Here is a 15933-nt window from a genome sequence, read left to right as displayed (position 1 = left end):
CTCACCTGGGTCGGCGAGGCCCCGCGAGGCGTTCCGCCGACTAACTCGCCCGCGCTGTCGGACCGGTCCAGTACCGTCTGGAAACCATGGACGCGCTCGGCGACGCCATCATCGGGCGGGATCACCCCGCGGGTCTGCTGCGCGCCGAGTTGGACCGCGCCACCACCAGCCACGGCGGTCTCGCCCTGGTCACCGGCGAGCCGGGCATCGGCAAGACGACCCTTGTCACGTCGGCGGCCCGGGAGGCCCGGCAGCGAGGCGCGCTGGTGCTCGGCGCCGCCTGCTGGGATTCCGACAGCGCCCCCGGCTACTGGCCGTGGGTGCAGGTGCTGCGTTCCCTGCGGCGCTCCGCCGACGACTGGGCGGTGGCGCGCCAGTCCGCTGAACCGGCCCTCGCGGCCCTGCTCGGCCAGTCCGGCGCCGGCGGCGAGCAGGCCGGTCGCCTCGTCAGTTGGGCCGGCGTCGACAGCGGCCCGGACGCCGCCGACCAGGAGGCGTTCGCGCTGTACGACGCGGTGACCGCCGCCCTTGTCGCCGTCTCCCAGCACCGGCCGGTAGTGGTAGTCCTCGACGACCTGCACTGGGCCGACCCGGCCTCGCTGCGGTTGCTGAGCTTCGCCGCCCAGCACACCTGGTTCGAGCGGCTCCTGCTGATCGGCACCTACCGTGACGCCGAGGTCGAGTCGGGCGAGCATCCGCTGCGCCCGCTGCTGATGCCGCTGGTCGCGAAGGCCACCACGATCACCCTCACCGGCTTCACCCGCGACGAGGTGGCCGCACTGATGACCCGGACCGCCGGCCGGGAGCCAGAGGCCAGCCTTGTCGACGAGGTGCACCGGCGCACCGGCGGCAACCCGTTCTTCGTCGAGCAGACCGCACGGCTGTGGCACGCCGACGACGCGGTCGGCACTATCGCACCCGGCGTACGGGAGGCGGTGCGCCGCCGCCTGGCCCAACTGCCCGCCGCCGTGGTGGAGGCGTTGACAGTCGCCGCCGTACTGGGTCGCGAGTTCCACCGTCAGGTCCTCGCGGCCTGCGCGGCCGCACCGGCGGCACAGGTCGACCGGCTGCTCGACCGGGCGGTGACCGCCCGACTGGTGGTCGCCCGGGGCGGTGGCCGCTTCGCCTTCGCCCACGACCTGGTCCGCGAAACCCTCTACGACGGGCTGACCGACGACGACCGGCGGGCGCGGCACGGCGCTGTCGTCCGGGCGGTCGACGACCTGCGGGAGCTCACCGACCGGCTGATCCCGGCCGACCTCGCCCGCCATGCCTACCTGGCCGGCCCCGCGCTCGACCGGGCCCGGGTGGCCACGCTGCTGGTCGCCGCCGGGCGGGACGCGTTCGCCCGGCTGGCCGGCGACGAGGCGGCGGTGCACTTCCGCCGAGCCCTCGAGGTCGTCGAAGATCCGGCACAGCGAGTGCGGATCCTCGTCGAGTTCGCCGAGTCGCACTATCACCACGCCCGCCGGGAAGAGGTCACGCGACTACTGGCCGAGGCCGCCACGCTGGCCCGTTCACTCGACGAACCGGTGCTGCTGGCCCGGGTCGCGCTGACAGTGAACCGCTCCCGCCAGGTCGATACCGCCCAGTCGATCGAGGCGGCGGAGCTGGTGCGCGAGGCGTACCGCCGGTTGATCGGCGACCCGGACGCCACAGCGACTGTCGGCGCCCTGGTCGCGGACCTGATCACCGCGAGCGAGACGATCGCCCGTCGAGGGCAGGACGACGAGGCGCTCACCTTCAGCCTCTGGGCCCGCCACGACACGACCTGGGGTCTCGGCACCGCCGCGACCCGAGCCGCGCTCACCGCCGAGATCCGGGACGTGGCCCGGCGGACGGGCGACCGGGAGACCGAGCTGTGGGCCACCTCGCTGCGCTGGGTGGCGCTGCTGGAGCTTGGCGACCCTCGCTTCGCCGAGGAGCTCACCACCTTCGTCGACGCCGAACGGCAGGGTGACTTCGCCCGGCACCGGATGGCCGCGGCCATCGACAGCGGGATCATCGCGGCGTTCCAGGGTGACTTCGCCACTGCCGACGAACGGTTCGCCATCCTCACCGACCAGACCGACCCGGGTCACACCGAGTTCGGGTTCATGGGCCACCACCTGCGCTGGTCCCGACTGCTGCTCCAGGGCCGGGTCGCCGAGGCCGCCGCGCTGGTGGACGGGCTGGCCCCGATCGACTACCCCTACCGGGAGCTGCTGCGGGCGATCACCGCGGCCGAGCGGGGCGACGGCGAGACGGCGATCCGGCTGACCGCCGGCATCGAGGCCGCCGCCATCCGGTACCCGCGCCCGGTGTCACCGCTCTGGCTACGGTTACGCGCGCAGGCCGCCGCCGCGTCCGCCGACCCGAAGCGCTGCGACACCGCGCGAGCCGCGCTGGCCCCGCACCGTGGAGAGTGGACGGTAGGACTCTTCGGCTGCGACATCAGTGGCCCCGTCGACCACTGGCTGGCGCTGATCGACGCCGCCCAGGAACGCTGGGACGACGCCATCGCCGGCTTCACCGCCGCTCGGGACTCCGCCGACCGGCTGGGCTCCCGGCCCTGGTCGCTGCTCGCCCGCACCGGCCTCGTCAACGCCCTCGCCGGCCGAGGTCACCCGGGCGACACAGCGACGTCGACCGTGTTGCGCGCCGCCGCCGTCCAGGAGGCGACAGTCCTCGGCATGACGCAGGTGCTCCACCGGCTCGCCGCCCCGACGGCCCCCGACGCCGACCTTCCCGACCAGGCCGTCGGGTCGGCCCGGGCTGCCGGGTCGGGCCAGGTTGTCGCGCCCGGCCAGGCCGTGCCGGTCGCGGCTGCGATCGAGGGGTACGAGTTTCGGCGCGACGGGCCGGTCTGGCAGCTCGCGTACGAGGGTGTCGTCGTGCACCTGCCCGACGCCAAGGGCCTGCACGACCTGCACCTGCTGCTCAGTCGCCCGGGCAGCGACGTACCGGCTGTCGAACTGCTCGACCCGGCGGCCGGGCCGGAGTTGATCGCCGCCCGCCGGATGGGCGCCGACCCGGTCCTCGACGACGAGGCGAAGGCCCGCTACCGGCGGCACCTGGCCCGCCTCGACGAGGAGATCGACCGGGCCGCCGCCCGCGACGACGACCAGAAGGTGGCCAAACTGGATGCCGAACGGAGTGCGCTGCTCGACGAGCTGCGTGCCGCAGCAGGACTGGCTGGCCGGAGCCGCCGCCTGGGCGACGAGGCCGAGCGGGCCCGCAAGACGGTGACCGCGCGAATCCGCGACACGCTCCGCAAGCTCGACGACCGCCACCCGCCACTGGCGAGCCACCTGCGCGACGCCGTCTCCACCGGCACCACCTGCCGCTACCTGCCCCCCGGGCCGCTGCCCTGGCGGCTCTAACCCCACCCCAGCCGTCCGCGATCTTGCACTTTCGGTCGCCGGTTCAGGTGGATTTACCACCCTTGCCGGGACAGTAAGTGCAAGATCGCGGGAGCGGGAGCGGGAGCGGGAGCGGGGGTTAGCGACGGTTGTACTTGTACATCGTCAGGGTGCCGAAGACCAGGACGAAGCCGGCGCTCCACAGCAGCAGCCACATCGTTGCCGACGGGTCCGAGTCGCCGCTCATCGCTCCGCGGATCGCGGCCACCAGCTGAGTCACCGGGTTGACCTTCACGAACGCCTGGAGCCAACCGGGCATGGTGCTCGGCTCGACGAAGACGTTGCTCAGGAACGTCAGCGGGAACAGCACCATCATGCTGACTCCCATCACCGACTTCTCGCTGCGCAGGATCAGCCCGAAGAACGTCCACACCCAGGAGAACGCGAACGAGAAGACCACCAGCAGCCCGATCCCGACGACAACCCCGGCCACCCCGCCTTCGGGGCGGAACCCGAGCACCAGCCCGAGACCCAGGATCACCACGGCGGCGAGGATGTAGCGCAGCACGTCGCCGAAGATCATGCCGACCAGGGCGGCCGGACGCCAGACGGGCAGCGTCCGGAACCGGTCGAAGATGCCCTTCTCGATGTCGGTGTTGAGGCCGACGCCGGTGTACATGGTGATCATGACAACGCTGGTCACCATGATGCCGGGCAGGAAGAACTGGAGGTATTCGCGCGGGCTGCCGGCGAGGGCGCCACCGAACAGGTACGTGAACATCAGCACCATGATGATCGGGAACGCGGTCACGTCGAAGAGCTGTTCCGGCACGTGCTTGATCTTCAGCATGGCCCGCCAGCCGAAGGTGAGCGACGCGCCCAGCGCGCTCGGCCGGGGCGGTCGGGCACCGGGCGCGAGCACTGTCGCCAGCGCCTCGGCGGACGGGACGTAGACGGTCGGCGCCCGTTCGGTTGTGGTGGTCGTGGTGTCGCTCATCGGGCTGCCTCCAGCTCGTCGTCGCGCTCGTCGGTCGGCACGGCGGGGTGGTCGGTCAGGGCCAGGAAGACCTCGTCCAGGCTCGGCTGGCCGAGGGAGAAGTTGTCGACCACGATGCCGGCGCGGGCCAGGTCGCCGAGCGCACGGGAGGCCTGGGCGCTGGCGTCGAGATCGGTGCCGGCCTCGCCGACGCGGGCGGTCAACGCCACCGGATCGGCGGCGAGCTGCACCGGCACGTCGAGCGCCTCCCGGAGCACCCGCTCCGCCTCGGGGCGCTGAGCGGGGTCACGCAGTCGCAGGTGGACGGTGCCGGAGCCGATCGACGACTTCAACTCACCAGGGGTGCCCTCCGCGATCACCCGGCCGTGGTCGACGACAGCGATCCGCCCCGCGAGCTGGTCGGCCTCGTCGAGGTACTGGGTGGTCAGCAGCACCGTCGTGCCGTGCGACACCACCGCCCGCACGATCTCCCACACCTGGTTGCGGCTGCGCGGGTCGAGGCCGGTCGTCGGCTCGTCGAGGAAGAGCAGATCCGGGGTGTTCAGGATGCTGGCGGCGATGTCGATGCGTCGCCGCATCCCACCCGAGTACTTCTTCACCTGGCGGTCGCTCGCCTCGGTCAGACCGAACGCGGCCAGCAGGGCCGCGGCGCGCTCGCGGGCGGCCGGCTTGCGCAGGCCGAGCAGGCGGGCGAGGAGCACCAGGTTCTCCGTGCCGGTCAGGTCCTCGTCGACGGAGGCGTACTGGCCGGTGAGGCTGACCCGGGACCGGACCTTGTCGGCCTCGGTGACCACGTCGTGCCCGAAGACCCGGGCCGAGCCGCCGTCGGGTCGCAGCAACGTGGCGAGCACCCGGACCGCTGTGGTCTTGCCCGCGCCGTTCGGGCCGAGCAGACCGTAAACGGTGCCGGCGGGCACCTGGAGGTCGATGCCGGCCAGCGCCCGGGTGTCCCCGAACGAGCGGGTGAGCCCCTCGGCCTCGATGGCCAGACCGGTGGTGCGTCTACTCATGATCCTTACCTTTCGCGTTGGACGTGTTCAGGAGACGTAGGGTCGAGCCGCCCGGCCGTCGCGCAGTGCCAGACCCCACCAGCGCAGCTGGTCGAGCAGGACGCCGACGTCGCGTTGCCGCTCGTCGGTGCACTGGGCGGTCGGCTCGCCGGCGAGCAGGTCGATCCCGACGACGTCGCGCACCGTCATCGCGTGCAGTGCGGTGAAGACGGTACGTAGCTGGTCGACCGCGTGCAGGCCGGTGGAACGACAGCCGTACGACACGAAGCCGACCGCTTTGGCCTGCCACTCGTCGTACGCGTAGTCGATGGCTTGTTTCAAGGGTGCCGGGAAGCTGTGGTTGTACTCGGGGGTGACCACGACGAACGCGTCCGCCCGGCCCACCTCGCGGACGAACGCCCGGATGGACGCTGTCGGCTCGGCGGGGTAGGTGGCCGGGAAGTCGTACTCGGTCAGGTCAACGACAGTCACCGCCAGGTCGTCGTGCCGCGCGGCCTGCTCGACGAACCAGGCCGCCAGCCGGTCGCCGACCCGTCCCTCCCGGGTGCTGCCGACGATCACGGCGATCCGCAACGGTGCCATGGCCCACCCCCCTTCCACACTGAAGGCGCGAGGTGACGACACGCGCCCGCTAGATCCGATCTAGCGGGCGCGGTTCGGGGCGAAATGTCGGTGGGATCGGCTTGACTGGGGGTCGACGAACGGGGGCGAAATGGCACAGGTACGCATCGAGCCGTGGCACGAGGACGACCTCGACCTGCTGCGGCAGCTCAACTCACCGGACACCCGCAAGCACACCGGCGGCCCGGAGACCGACGAGCAGGTGCTCGCCCGACACGACCGGTACGTGCACTTCTCGGGCACCGAGCAGGGCTGCATGTTCACGCTGGTGCTGGGTGACGGGGTGCGGGCGGGCAGCGTCGGCTACTGGGCCCGCGAGTGGCGTGACCAGCCGGTGTACGAGCTGGGCTGGGCGGTGCTGCCCGCGTACCGGGGGCAGGGGCTGGCGACCGCGGCGGTGCGCGCGGTGGTGGACGTGGCCCGCGCCCGACGGGACCGGCACTACGCCCACGCCTACCCCTCGGTCGACAATCCCGCCTCGAACGCTGTGTGCCGCAAGGCAGGCTTCACGCTGCTCGGCGAGACCGGTTTCGAATACCCGCCGGGGCAGATGATGCGTGCCAACGACTGGCAACTGGACCTGACCGCCCCACCGACGGTGAGCTGAGGTCGGCGGGGCGGCCGGTGACAGGTCACCAGGTGGTGTCGAGGCGGTGCCGTTGCTCGGCGGTCAGCTCCAGGTCGACGGCTGCCAGGCTCTCCTCCAGTTGTGCCACCGACGAGGCGCCCACCAGCGGGATGGACGGCAGCTCACCGCCCAGCAACCAGGCGAGCACCACCTGGTTGACAGTGGCGCCGCTCTGCCCGGCCACCTCCCGCAGCGCGGCCAGTCGCCGTGGCGCGCTCGGCAGGTCGTACGCCGAGCTGAGCGGCTTGTCCGCCCGGGTGAACGCCCCCTTGAGCAGCGGCGAGTACGCCACCAGGGTCAGCTCGGGCTCGGCCCGCAGGTAGCTGAGCAGGTCACCGCTGACGCCGCCCGGCTCGCCGTCCGGGTCCAGTTCGCTGACCAGGTCGGTGCGGTTCGGCAGGTAACTGCGGTGGTACTGGAGCACCTCGTACCCCGGCAGGCCGGCGGCGGCGGCCAACGCGCGGGCCCGCTCCACCCGCCAGGCCCGGTGGTTGCTGGCGCCCAGCAGACCCACAGTGCCCTCGGCGACCAGCTCGGCGAAGCCCTCCACGGTTTCCTGGAGCGGCACGGTCCGGTCCTCGATGTGCGCGTAGAGCAGGTCCAGCCGCTCCACCCCGAGCCGCTCCCGGCTGCGCTCCGCGGATTCGCGGATCACCTTGGCGGAGAGGCCCTCGGCGTTGTCCAGGTAGCTGGTCCCCGGGGCCAGCGGCCGGGCGCCCAGCTTGGTGGCGATGACGATGTCGGCGCCGACGCCCCGGCTGCGCCGCCACCGGCCGAGCAGTTCCTCGCTCTGCCCGCCCTGGCCGCCGTCCACCCAGAACGCGTAGTTGTCCGACGTGTCGATGAACGTGCCGCCGGCTTCGACGTACCGGTCGAGGATCGCGTACGAGGTGGCCTCGTCGGTGGCGCTGCCGAAGAGCATCGCGCCGAGGCTGAGCACGCTGACCTCGCGCCGGGTCGCCGGGTCGGCGCCGATCGTGCGGTACCGCATGGGGATCTCCTCTCGTGCGCCCTACCGGTGGGCGCACGACTCACAGTGCCGGCTGGAGCGCACTCCAGGTCAAGCGCTCGGTCACCAGGGCAGCACGCCGTACCCGCCGCCGGCGTCCATCTGGTAGCCCCAGAGCAGCCCGCTCGGCCCGTCGGCCGGCAGGGTGGCCAGGTGCACGCTCACCTCGGCGCCCTGCTCGGCCGTGCGGAAGCCGCTGTTGGCGTTCAGGTCGGTGGCGCAGTAGCCCGGGTTGGCCGCGTTCACAGTGATCGGGGTGTCCCGCAGTTCCTTGGCGTACATCGCGGTGAGCATGTTCAGCGCCGCCTTCGACGACGGGTACGGCACGGAGGTCAGCTCGAACAGTGCGCCGTTCGGGTCGGTCATCACCGCTATCGAGCCGACCTCGCTCGACACGTTGACGATTCGGGCGGCTGGTGCGCGGCGTAGCAGCGGCAGCAGCGCATTGGTCACCGCCACCACCCCGAAGACGTTCGTCTCGTACAGCCGGCGCAGCGTCGCCACTTCCGTCTCGCTCGGTAGTCCCCGTGCGCCGTCGGCGAGGATGATGCCGGCGTTGTTGACCAGCACGTCCAGCCGGCCGTACTCCGCCTCCACCCGCTTCGCGGCGGCCGTCACCGACTCGGCATCGGTGACATCGAGCGGCAGGAACACCGCGTCCGCGCCGCCGTCGCGCAGCTCCCGTTCGGCTGCCCGACCCCGCTCGGCGTCCCGCGCCCCCACCAGCACTGTCATCCCGAGGGCGCCGAGCTGCCGGGCGGTGGCGAAGCCGATTCCCTTGTTGGCCCCGGTGATCAGGGCGATCGTGTTCGTCATGCCGTCGAGCCTCGCCGGGCTGGCCGCGCCCGGGGAGAGACGGGCCGAGGCTGGGACCGGCGGTACCACCCTCGCCGGCCCGGCCCGGGGCATGCTGGGGGCATGACGAGCAGTGGGCTGCGGCGTGACGAACTGGCGGCGTTCCTGCGTACCCGCCGTGCCCGGCTGCGCCCCGCCGAGGTTGGGCTCCCGGAGGGCGAACGCCGGCGCACCCCGGGGCTGCGCCGACAGGAGGTGGCCCAGCTCGCCGGGATGTCGATCGACTACTACATCCGGCTGGAGCAGGGCCGGGGGCCGCACCCGTCGCGGCAGGTGCTCGCCGCGATGGCCCGGGCGCTACTGCTCAGTCGGGACGAGCGCGAGTATCTGTTCCGGATCGCCGGGGAGAATCCGCTGCCGGCCGGCGGGCCGAGCCGGGAGGTGACACCCGGGCTGCGGCACCTGATGGACGCGATGACCGAGACTCCGGCGTACCTCGTCGACGCCGCGTACCAGGTGCTGGCCTGGAATCGCATGGCCACGTACTTCCTGGGCGACCTCGCGGCCGTGCCGGACGCGGAGCGCAACATGATCCGCTGGACGTTCCGGCAGCCGGTCACCGAGGGCCACTGGACCGACGCCGACGCCCGCCGCTTCGTGCACAGCACGGTGGCGGACCTGCGGGCCGCCTACGGCCGCTACCCGGCCGACCCGGCGATCCGCGAGCTGGTCACCGAGCTGCTCGGCACCTCGCCCCGGTTCGCCCAGCTCTGGGCCGAGCACGAGGTGGAGGAGCGCCGTCCCGTGATCAAGCGGGTGCCGCATCCCCGCCTGGGGTCGTTGGAGTTCGAGTGCCGCGTGTTGCTGGTGCCGGAGACCGAGCAGCGGCTGATCGTCTACGTCCCCGAGCCCGACTCGCCGACCCAGGCGGTGTTCCGCCGGATCGCCGAGCGCGTCGGCTCCTGACGCCGAAGAGCGCTATACCGCAGAGGCATATTTATGACTCTGAGGTATAGCGCTCACCGGGACATCACCGCCGACGGGTCGGCGGCTCAGGTCAGTTGGGCAGGTAGGCGAAGGTGTCCGGGTTCGGGCCCTGCCGGCCGGCCTCACCCTTGTTCAGCGCGGTGATCCGCTCCATCGCCGCGTCGTCCAACTCGAAGTCGAAGATCCGGGTGTTCTCCTCGATCCGCTTCGGGGTGGTCGACTTCGGGAAGATGATGTCGCCGCGCTGCACGTGCCAGCGGAGCACCACCTGCGCCGGGGTCCGGTCGAGCTGCCCGGCGATGTCGACGACCGTCGGGTCGTCGAGCACCTTGCCCTGCGCGATCGGCGACCACGCCTCGGTGAGGATGTTGTGCTCACGGCCGTAGGCGCGGACCTCGTCGTTGCCGAAGTACGGGTGCGCCTCGATCTGGTTGACCACCGGCACGACGCTCGCCTCGGCGGCCAGCCGCTCCAGGTGCGACACCTGGAAGTTGGACACGCCGATCGAGCGGGCCCGGCCGTCGCGCTGGAACTCCTCCAGCACCTTCCAGGTCGAGACGTAGTCGCCGTCGTACAGGGTCGGCAGCGGCCAGTGGATCAGGAACAGGTCGATGTAGTCCATCTTCAGCGCCGCCAGCGTCGAGTCGAACGCCCGGCGGGCGTCGTCGAGGCGGTGGAAGCCGTTGTTCAGCTTGCTGGTCACGTAGACCGAACCCCGGTCGAGGCCGGACACGCGTACCGCCTCGCCGACCTCGGCCTCGTTGCCGTACATCTCAGCGGTGTCGATGTGCCGGTAGCCCACCTCCAGTGCGGTGGTCACCGCCGCGACGGTGTCCTTCGGCTCGATCTGGAACACCCCGAAGCCGAGCTGCGGAATGGTGTTGCCGTCGTTCAGGCTGATGTCGGGAATCGTGATTGCCACTGCGGCTCCTTCGCGTCTTCGTTTCCTGTCATCCATACCCGGGTGGGTGGACGATCCACCGCCCAATCGGGGGTGACGAACGCAACGGCCGGTCGGTTCACCCGGTCGTGTCGAACAGCACCGGCCACGGCCGTGCCGCCGGCACCGACGTCGCGGCCGGCGCGGGAGCTGTGGGCTCGGCGTCGGCCAGCACCTCCGCGGCGAGTTGGCCGAACATCGCCGCCGCCGGGTGCGCCGACCGGTCCGGCCAGGCCGCCGAGGTGCGCTTGGCCAGCGGCGCGTCCGTGATCGGCCGCCACGCCATCCGTGGTTCCCGGCGGGCCACCGCCGCCGGTTCCACGGCCACCCCGCCGCCGGCCAGCACCAGCCCGCACAGGAACTCCGGGTTGCGGGCCGGACGCACCCGGGCCGGGTGCCACCCGTGCTGCCGGCACACCGCCAGCAGGTGGTCGTGCCAGCCGGGGGCGGTGGCGCGGGGAGCGGCCACCAGGTCCAGACCGGCCAGCGACGCGAGCGTCACCTCGCGGTCGCGGGCCAGCGGCGAGGTGCGCGGCAGCAGCACCCCCAGGGGTACGTCGACCGGGGCGCCGAAGCGCAGCCCGTCCGCCGCCACCGGGTGATGCACGAGCCCCACGTCCAGGGTCCGCTCGGTGAGCATCCGCACCTGCTCGGCAGTGGTCAGCTCGTGCAGCTCCACGTCCAGGCCGGGTGCCCGGGTGGTGAGCCCGTCCAGCAGCGAGCGCAGCGTCACGGCGGGCGTCTCCGGTGGCACCCCGGCCCGGAGTACGCCCAGCTCACCGGCGCGGATCTGCCCCATCAGGCTGCGGAGTCGACCCTCGCCGGCGAGCAGCTCCTCCGCCTCGCCCAGCAGCAGCTCACCGGCGGTGGTGAGGCGTACCTGGCGGCGTGACCTGTCGAACAGCTCGACAGTCAGCTCCCGTTCCAGCCGCTGGATCGACTGGCTCAGCGGCGGCTGGGCCATCCCGAGCAGCTCCGCGGCCCGCCCGAAGTGCAGTTCGTGTGCGACCACCACGAAGTGCCGCAGGTGCCGGAGCAGATCCACGGCCCGGACCCTACGCCAGCGTGGCCACTGCGGCGCTGGATACCGTGCTGGCGTGGACGTGGAGGAACGCATCGAGGCCATCTTCGCCGCCGTCGGGGTGACGGCCAGCCTGCACGTCGCGGATTTGGACGCCGTCGACCTGAGCGCCGTCGACTGTGGCGGCCCGGCCGGCGGCGGCCGCGAGGTCGGGGTGCGGGCCGACGAGCAGGTGGTGATCGCCTCGATCTTCAAGGTCCTGCTGGTGTTGGAGTTCGCCCGGCAGGTCGAGGCCGGTCAGTTGGACCCGACCGAGCGGGTACTGGTCACCGCCGCCGACCGGCTCGGTGGGTGGGGTCTGGCCGGCTGCGACGACGACGCCGAGGTGTCGCTGCGCGACCTCGCGTACTTCGCCATGTCGGTCACCGACAACACGGCCGCCGACCTGCTGCTGCGCCGGGTCGGCCCGGACCTGCTGCCGATGCTCGCCGTCGAGCTGGGGCTGACCCGTACCCGCGTCCTCGGCGGCCCTCGGGAACTGGTCGAGATGATGCTCGCCGACGTGGGCGCCCGGACCGAGGCGGAGTTCGCCCGGATCTTCCCCACGCTGCCGGCGGACCGGGTCCGGGCGATGCGGGTCTTCGACCCCGCGCACACCACGTCCAGCACCGCCCGGGAGATCACCCGACTGCTCACGCTGATCTGGCGGGACGAGGCCGGGCCGGCGGCGGCCTGCGCGATGGTCCGCACCTGGATGGCCCGGCAGATCTTCTGGACCCGGCTGGCCGCCGGTTTCCCGCCCGGCGTCCGGGTCTCCGGAAAGACCGGCACCCTGCCCGGGTTCCACCTGGAGGCCGGGGTCGCCGAATACCCCGACGGCGGCCGGTACGCGATCGCCGTCTTCGCCCGCGCCGAACAGTTGACGCCGCGCCGCATCGACGTGGACCTGGCGATGGGGGAGGCCGCCCGGACGGCCGTCGAGGCGCTGCGCGGCGACTGATTTCGCGACCCTCCGAGCGCCGCCGCACCCCCGCTGAGCAGTACCGATATCCGCTGGCGTATCGAAACCGACGGCCCTTGATCTTGGACCGTGGCCCGGTGCCGCTGGTTGGCTCGTGGTCGACACGTCACCCGACCACGGGGAGTAGATCCGCATGCCCAGTCTCGACCGCCGACGCTTCCTGCGCGACGCCGCCGCCACCACCGCCCTGGTCTCCGCCGGTGGCCTCGCCGCCGGCGTCACCACCCCGGCCCAGGCGGCACCCTCGACCGCCGCAACCCCGACTGCCGCGCCCACGCCGACCGCTCGCCGCAAGGGCGCTGTCAGCTTCCGCTGGTGGGGTACGGCCGGCTGGCGCGTCGACATCGGCGACCGCACCGTTCTCGTCGACCCGTTCCTCAGCCGGATCGACACCGGGCTGTTCACCGGGCCGTTCAAGACCGATACCGCGTTGACGGTGCGCACCGACGTGATCGACCCGCGGGTCGACCGGGCCACGACGGTGCTGGTCACGCACACCCACTGGGACCACTTCATGGACGTGCCGTACATCGCCAAGCGCACCGGCGCGCGGGTGTTGGGCACGCTGACCGCGTACCACCTGGGGTTGGCCTACGGGGTGCCGTCGACGCAGCTCAGCACCGTGAAGGGTGGGGAGGTGCTGGACTTCGGGGACCACAGCGTCGAGGTGGTCGGCTCGCTGCACAGCCGCAACCCGTCGTACTCGGTGGCCTTTCCCGGGGTGCGGGTGAGCCCGCCGCCGCAGCCGGCCACCATCGCCGACCTGCCGGAGGGCGACACGCTGGGCTACCTGCTGCGGGTCGACGGCGGGCCGTCGGTCTACTTCACCGGGGCCAGCGACGTCGCCGAGCGGAACCTCACCGGCCTCGCGCCCGACGTGGCGATGGTGGCCATGCAGAACGCCACCACCACCGGCGACTACCTGCCCCGGCTGCTGGCCGGCCTCGACTACCCGAAGGTCGTGGTGCCGGTGCACTACGACAACTTCGAGACGGCGTTGCAGAACCCGCCGCCGGTCGCCCCGACCGACCGCACCCGCCTGAACGAGATGATCGCGGCGGTCCGGCGGATCTCGCCGCGCAGCCGGGTGCTGGTGCCCGAGTACGAGACCGCGTACCACTTCTGAGCAGCGTCGGTGGGGGTCGCCGAGCCGCGACCCCCACCCCGGTCAGGAGGCGGTCATCTCCGCCAGGGCCCGCACCGACTTCCAGTTGCGGGAGGTGGCCACCACGCCGAGCTTCTTCTCCAGGTACGCGTTGGTGAACTTCGACCGCCCGTAACCGCCGTCGACGTAGTGCAGGAACACCTCCCGGCCGGTCACCGTGAACGACACGTTCTCGCCACCAGGCGCGGTCAGGGAATCCACAGTGGACTTCTTCGGTGCGGTGGCGAGGAAGGCCACCAGCAGCCGCGTCGGGTCGTCCTCCCGGTCGGCGTACGGGTTGCCGCCGGCGATCGCCGCCAACTCCCGGCCGCTGCGCACCAGCACCGGCACTGTCAACGCCAGCTCGTCGGTGAGCGCCCGCGTGATGCCGGCGGCCAGCTTCTCCGCGTCGCGCACCGTGCTGCCGAAGGCCACGTTGCCGCTCTGCAGGTACGTCTTGACGTCCTCGTGCCCGAGGTCGGTGACGATTCGGCGCAGGTCGGCCATCGCCAGGCGGGTGGTGCCGACGTTTACCCCACGCAGCAGGGCGACGTACCGGGTCATGGCTCCTCCTCGGGTGCGGACCGACCGGCTCAGCGTAGGCCGCCCGGCCCCACGAGGCCCGTCTCGTACGCGACGATGACCAGTTGCGCCCGGTCGCGTACCGCCAGCTTGGTCAGCAGCCGCCCGACGTGCGTCTTGACGGTGGCCTGGCTGAGGTTGAGGTGCGCGGCCAACTCCGCGTTGGACAGGCCCCGGGCGATCAGCGCGAGGACCTCCCGTTCCCGCTCGGTCACCCCGTCGAGCTGCCGGGGCAGCCGCCGGGTCGGTTCCGGCTGTCGGGCGAACTCGTCGATCAGCCGGCGGGTCACCGTCGGCGCGAGCAGCCCCTCCCCGGCGGCGACCACCCGGATTCCGGTCAGCAGGTCCGCCGGTGGGGTGTCCTTGAGCAGGAACCCGCTGGCTCCGGCGCGCAGCGCCCCGTAGACGTACTCGTCGAGGTCGAACGTGGTCAGGATGATGACCCGGGTGTCGGCCGTCGCCGGGTCGGCGCAGATCCGCCGGGTCGCCTCGATGCCGTCCATCTCCGGCATCCGGACGTCCATCAGCACCACATCGGGCCGGTGCTGCCCGGTCAACGCGACAGCCTCCACGCCGGTGCCCGCCTCACCGACAGTGGTGCAGTCCGGGCTGAGATCGACCAGCAGCCGGAAACTGCCGCGCAGCAACGCCTGGTCGTCGGCGATCAGCACGCGGATCACGCGGCCACCCGGTAGGGCAGGCTGGCCGTCACCGCGAAGCCACCGTCGGAGCGGGGGCCGGCCCGGAACTCCCCGCCGTGCAACGCCACCCGTTCGCGCATGCCGATCAACCCGTGCCCCTCCCCGCCGAGCAGGACCGGCCGCCGGCCGTCGTCGGTCACCTCCACCCGCACCTCGTCGGGCAGGACTGTCACAGTGGCCCGGCAGGCAGCCGGTGCCGCGTGCTTCACCACGTTCGTCACCGCCTCCTGCACGATCCGGTACACAGCGAGGCCCACCGACTCCGGCACCGCGCCGGCCGGCTCGTCCCGCCGCACGTCGAGCTGCACGTCGACGCCGCCGATCGCCGCCTGCCGAGCGAGGAGGGGCAACTCGTCCAGCCCCGGCGTCGGCGCGTACGGGCTGTCCTCGCGCAGCACGCCGAGCACCCGACGTACGTCGGTCAGCGCGGTGCGGCCGGTCTCCTCGATGACCCGGAGCGCGGCACCCGCCTCGCGGGGGTCGGCCTCGGCGACGTGATTGGCGACGGCCGCCTTCACCACGATGAGACTGAGCGTGTGCGCGACCACGTCGTGCAGCTCGCGCGCCACCCGCAACCGCTCCTCGGTGGCAGCCTGACGGACAAGCTGATCACTCTGCCGGGTGGCGAGGGCGCGTCGCTCCCGGATCTGCCAACCGATCACCCAGGCCGGCGCGACCATGACGGCGGCGTAGGCGACAGCGCCGCTGCGCGACCAGAGGTCGCCCGCGGTCAGCACCAGGCCGACGCTCACCAGCGCCAGACAACCGGCGGCGCAGAGCATCGACCGGCGGGTGGGCGTCGCCACGGCCACCGTGTAGAAGGACAGGCCGATGGCGAACGCCGGAGCCGCGGCCGCGAAGTTGGGTATCACCCCGGTGATCAGGGTGACTGTGGTGATCGAGCTGATCACGACGGCCACCGCCATCGGCCACCGTCGCCGGACGGCCAACGGCAGCCCGAGGGCCATCCCGGCCAGCACCGACACCCAGAGGGGTTCGCGTACGCCGCCGTGCAGCGGCGACTCCAGCGCCGCGTACGGGCAGAGCAGTCCACCGACGGCCACCGCCAGCAGGGCGTCCACGGTGTACAGGTCCACCGTCCGCATCCGTCGGGTCAGCAGGTGAGCGGTCACCCG

General features: G+C 72.2%; 15 protein-coding genes. 5 read left to right on the top strand and 10 right to left on the bottom strand.

Annotated elements, in window-relative coordinates; translation table 11 throughout:
• Positions 1–86 precede the first annotated feature (86 nt).
• The gene (locus OG598_RS21530; RefSeq protein ID WP_328650797.1) at positions 87–3362 is read left to right on the top strand and encodes an ATP-binding protein; all 3276 of its coding nucleotides are present in this window, start codon (positions 87–89) and stop codon (positions 3360–3362) included.
• A gap of 118 nt (positions 3363–3480) precedes the next feature.
• Here OG598_RS21530 and OG598_RS21525 read toward each other — a convergent pair whose 3' ends face one another.
• From OG598_RS21525 to OG598_RS21515, 3 genes are read right to left on the bottom strand one after another with little or no spacing between them, the layout of a single operon-like run.
• Positions 3481–4338: an ABC transporter permease gene (locus tag OG598_RS21525; RefSeq protein ID WP_328650796.1), complete on the bottom strand. Its 858-nt coding sequence runs from the start codon at positions 4336–4338 to the stop codon at positions 3481–3483.
• Entirely contained in the window at positions 4335–5348 is a 1014-nt protein-coding gene (locus OG598_RS21520; protein ID WP_328650795.1) for an ATP-binding cassette domain-containing protein, read from the bottom strand. The genes OG598_RS21525 and OG598_RS21520 overlap by 4 nt, the downstream gene beginning before the upstream one ends.
• Positions 5349–5375: 27 nt before the next feature.
• Positions 5376–5930 carry an NADPH-dependent FMN reductase gene (locus OG598_RS21515; protein ID WP_328650794.1) on the bottom strand — a complete coding sequence of 185 codons (555 nt, stop codon included), beginning with the start codon at positions 5928–5930 and terminating at the stop codon, positions 5376–5378.
• Positions 5931–6060: 130 nt separating this feature from the next.
• Between OG598_RS21515 and OG598_RS21510 the strand changes: the two genes are divergently transcribed.
• Entirely contained in the window at positions 6061–6576 is a 516-nt protein-coding gene (locus OG598_RS21510; RefSeq protein ID WP_328650793.1) for a GNAT family N-acetyltransferase, read from the top strand.
• A 25-nt stretch (positions 6577–6601) separates the two neighbouring features.
• On the opposite strand, the gene OG598_RS21505 is transcribed toward OG598_RS21510, so the two are convergent.
• A complete protein-coding gene (locus OG598_RS21505) occupies positions 6602–7588 on the bottom strand; it encodes an aldo/keto reductase (RefSeq protein WP_328650792.1) in 987 nt (328 codons plus the stop codon).
• A gap of 81 nt (positions 7589–7669) precedes the next feature.
• A complete protein-coding gene (locus OG598_RS21500; RefSeq protein WP_328650791.1) occupies positions 7670–8422 on the bottom strand; it encodes an SDR family oxidoreductase in 753 nt (250 codons plus the stop codon).
• 102 nt (positions 8423–8524) lie between these two features.
• Between OG598_RS21500 and OG598_RS21495 the strand changes: the two genes are divergently transcribed.
• On the top strand, positions 8525–9367 hold the full coding sequence (locus tag OG598_RS21495) for a helix-turn-helix transcriptional regulator (protein ID WP_328650790.1): 843 nt from the start codon (positions 8525–8527) through the stop codon (positions 9365–9367).
• Between the two features lie 91 nt (positions 9368–9458).
• On the opposite strand, the gene OG598_RS21490 is transcribed toward OG598_RS21495, so the two are convergent.
• Together OG598_RS21490 and OG598_RS21485 are read right to left on the bottom strand one after the other, a co-directional pair.
• Positions 9459–10310, bottom strand: coding sequence for an aldo/keto reductase (locus OG598_RS21490; protein WP_328650789.1), 852 nt, complete (start codon positions 10308–10310; stop codon positions 9459–9461).
• Between the two features lie 97 nt (positions 10311–10407).
• A complete protein-coding gene (locus tag OG598_RS21485) occupies positions 10408–11373 on the bottom strand; it encodes a LysR family transcriptional regulator (RefSeq protein WP_328650788.1) in 966 nt (321 codons plus the stop codon).
• Between the two features lie 52 nt (positions 11374–11425).
• Here OG598_RS21485 and OG598_RS21480 point away from each other — a divergent pair, with 52 nt between their 5' ends.
• Both OG598_RS21480 and OG598_RS21475 read left to right on the top strand, forming a co-directional pair.
• A complete protein-coding gene (locus tag OG598_RS21480) occupies positions 11426–12349 on the top strand; it encodes a serine hydrolase (protein WP_328650787.1) in 924 nt (307 codons plus the stop codon).
• Positions 12350–12503: 154 nt separating this feature from the next.
• The gene (locus OG598_RS21475) at positions 12504–13496 is read left to right on the top strand and encodes an MBL fold metallo-hydrolase (protein WP_328650786.1); all 993 of its coding nucleotides are present in this window, start codon (positions 12504–12506) and stop codon (positions 13494–13496) included.
• Between the two features lie 42 nt (positions 13497–13538).
• Here OG598_RS21475 and OG598_RS21470 read toward each other — a convergent pair whose 3' ends face one another.
• From OG598_RS21470 to OG598_RS21460, 3 genes are read right to left on the bottom strand one after another with little or no spacing between them, the layout of a single operon-like run.
• Positions 13539–14078 (bottom strand): DUF1697 domain-containing protein, encoded by a 540-nt coding sequence (locus OG598_RS21470; RefSeq protein ID WP_328650785.1) that lies wholly within the window; start codon positions 14076–14078, stop codon positions 13539–13541.
• A 29-nt stretch (positions 14079–14107) separates the two neighbouring features.
• Entirely contained in the window at positions 14108–14776 is a 669-nt protein-coding gene (locus OG598_RS21465) for a response regulator transcription factor (protein ID WP_328650784.1), read from the bottom strand.
• Positions 14773–15930 (bottom strand): sensor histidine kinase, encoded by a 1158-nt coding sequence (locus OG598_RS21460; protein ID WP_328650783.1) that lies wholly within the window; start codon positions 15928–15930, stop codon positions 14773–14775. Before OG598_RS21460 ends, OG598_RS21465 begins: the two co-directional genes overlap by 4 nt.
• Positions 15931–15933 lie beyond the last annotated feature (3 nt).

It is taken from the genome of Micromonospora sp. NBC_00330 (assembly GCF_036136635.1).
In the GTDB taxonomy this organism is placed as follows: domain Bacteria; phylum Actinomycetota; class Actinomycetes; order Mycobacteriales; family Micromonosporaceae; genus Micromonospora; species Micromonospora salmantinae.
This window is presented reverse-complemented; position numbering and strand designations above follow the sequence as displayed.

Coding starts and splice junctions, on each gene's coding strand:
- OG598_RS21530 (WP_328650797.1), top strand. CDS start 87: ATGGACGCGCTCGGCGACGCCATCATCGGGCGGGATCACCCCGCGGGT.
- OG598_RS21525 (WP_328650796.1), bottom strand. CDS start 4,338: ATGAGCGACACCACGACCACCACAACCGAACGGGCGCCGACCGTCTAC.
- OG598_RS21520 (WP_328650795.1), bottom strand. CDS start 5,348: ATGAGTAGACGCACCACCGGTCTGGCCATCGAGGCCGAGGGGCTCACC.
- OG598_RS21515 (WP_328650794.1), bottom strand. CDS start 5,930: ATGGCACCGTTGCGGATCGCCGTGATCGTCGGCAGCACCCGGGAGGGA.
- OG598_RS21510 (WP_328650793.1), top strand. CDS start 6,061: ATGGCACAGGTACGCATCGAGCCGTGGCACGAGGACGACCTCGACCTG.
- OG598_RS21505 (WP_328650792.1), bottom strand. CDS start 7,588: ATGCGGTACCGCACGATCGGCGCCGACCCGGCGACCCGGCGCGAGGTC.
- OG598_RS21500 (WP_328650791.1), bottom strand. CDS start 8,422: ATGACGAACACGATCGCCCTGATCACCGGGGCCAACAAGGGAATCGGC.
- OG598_RS21495 (WP_328650790.1), top strand. CDS start 8,525: ATGACGAGCAGTGGGCTGCGGCGTGACGAACTGGCGGCGTTCCTGCGT.
- OG598_RS21475 (WP_328650786.1), top strand. CDS start 12,504: ATGCCCAGTCTCGACCGCCGACGCTTCCTGCGCGACGCCGCCGCCACC.
- OG598_RS21470 (WP_328650785.1), bottom strand. CDS start 14,078: ATGACCCGGTACGTCGCCCTGCTGCGTGGGGTAAACGTCGGCACCACC.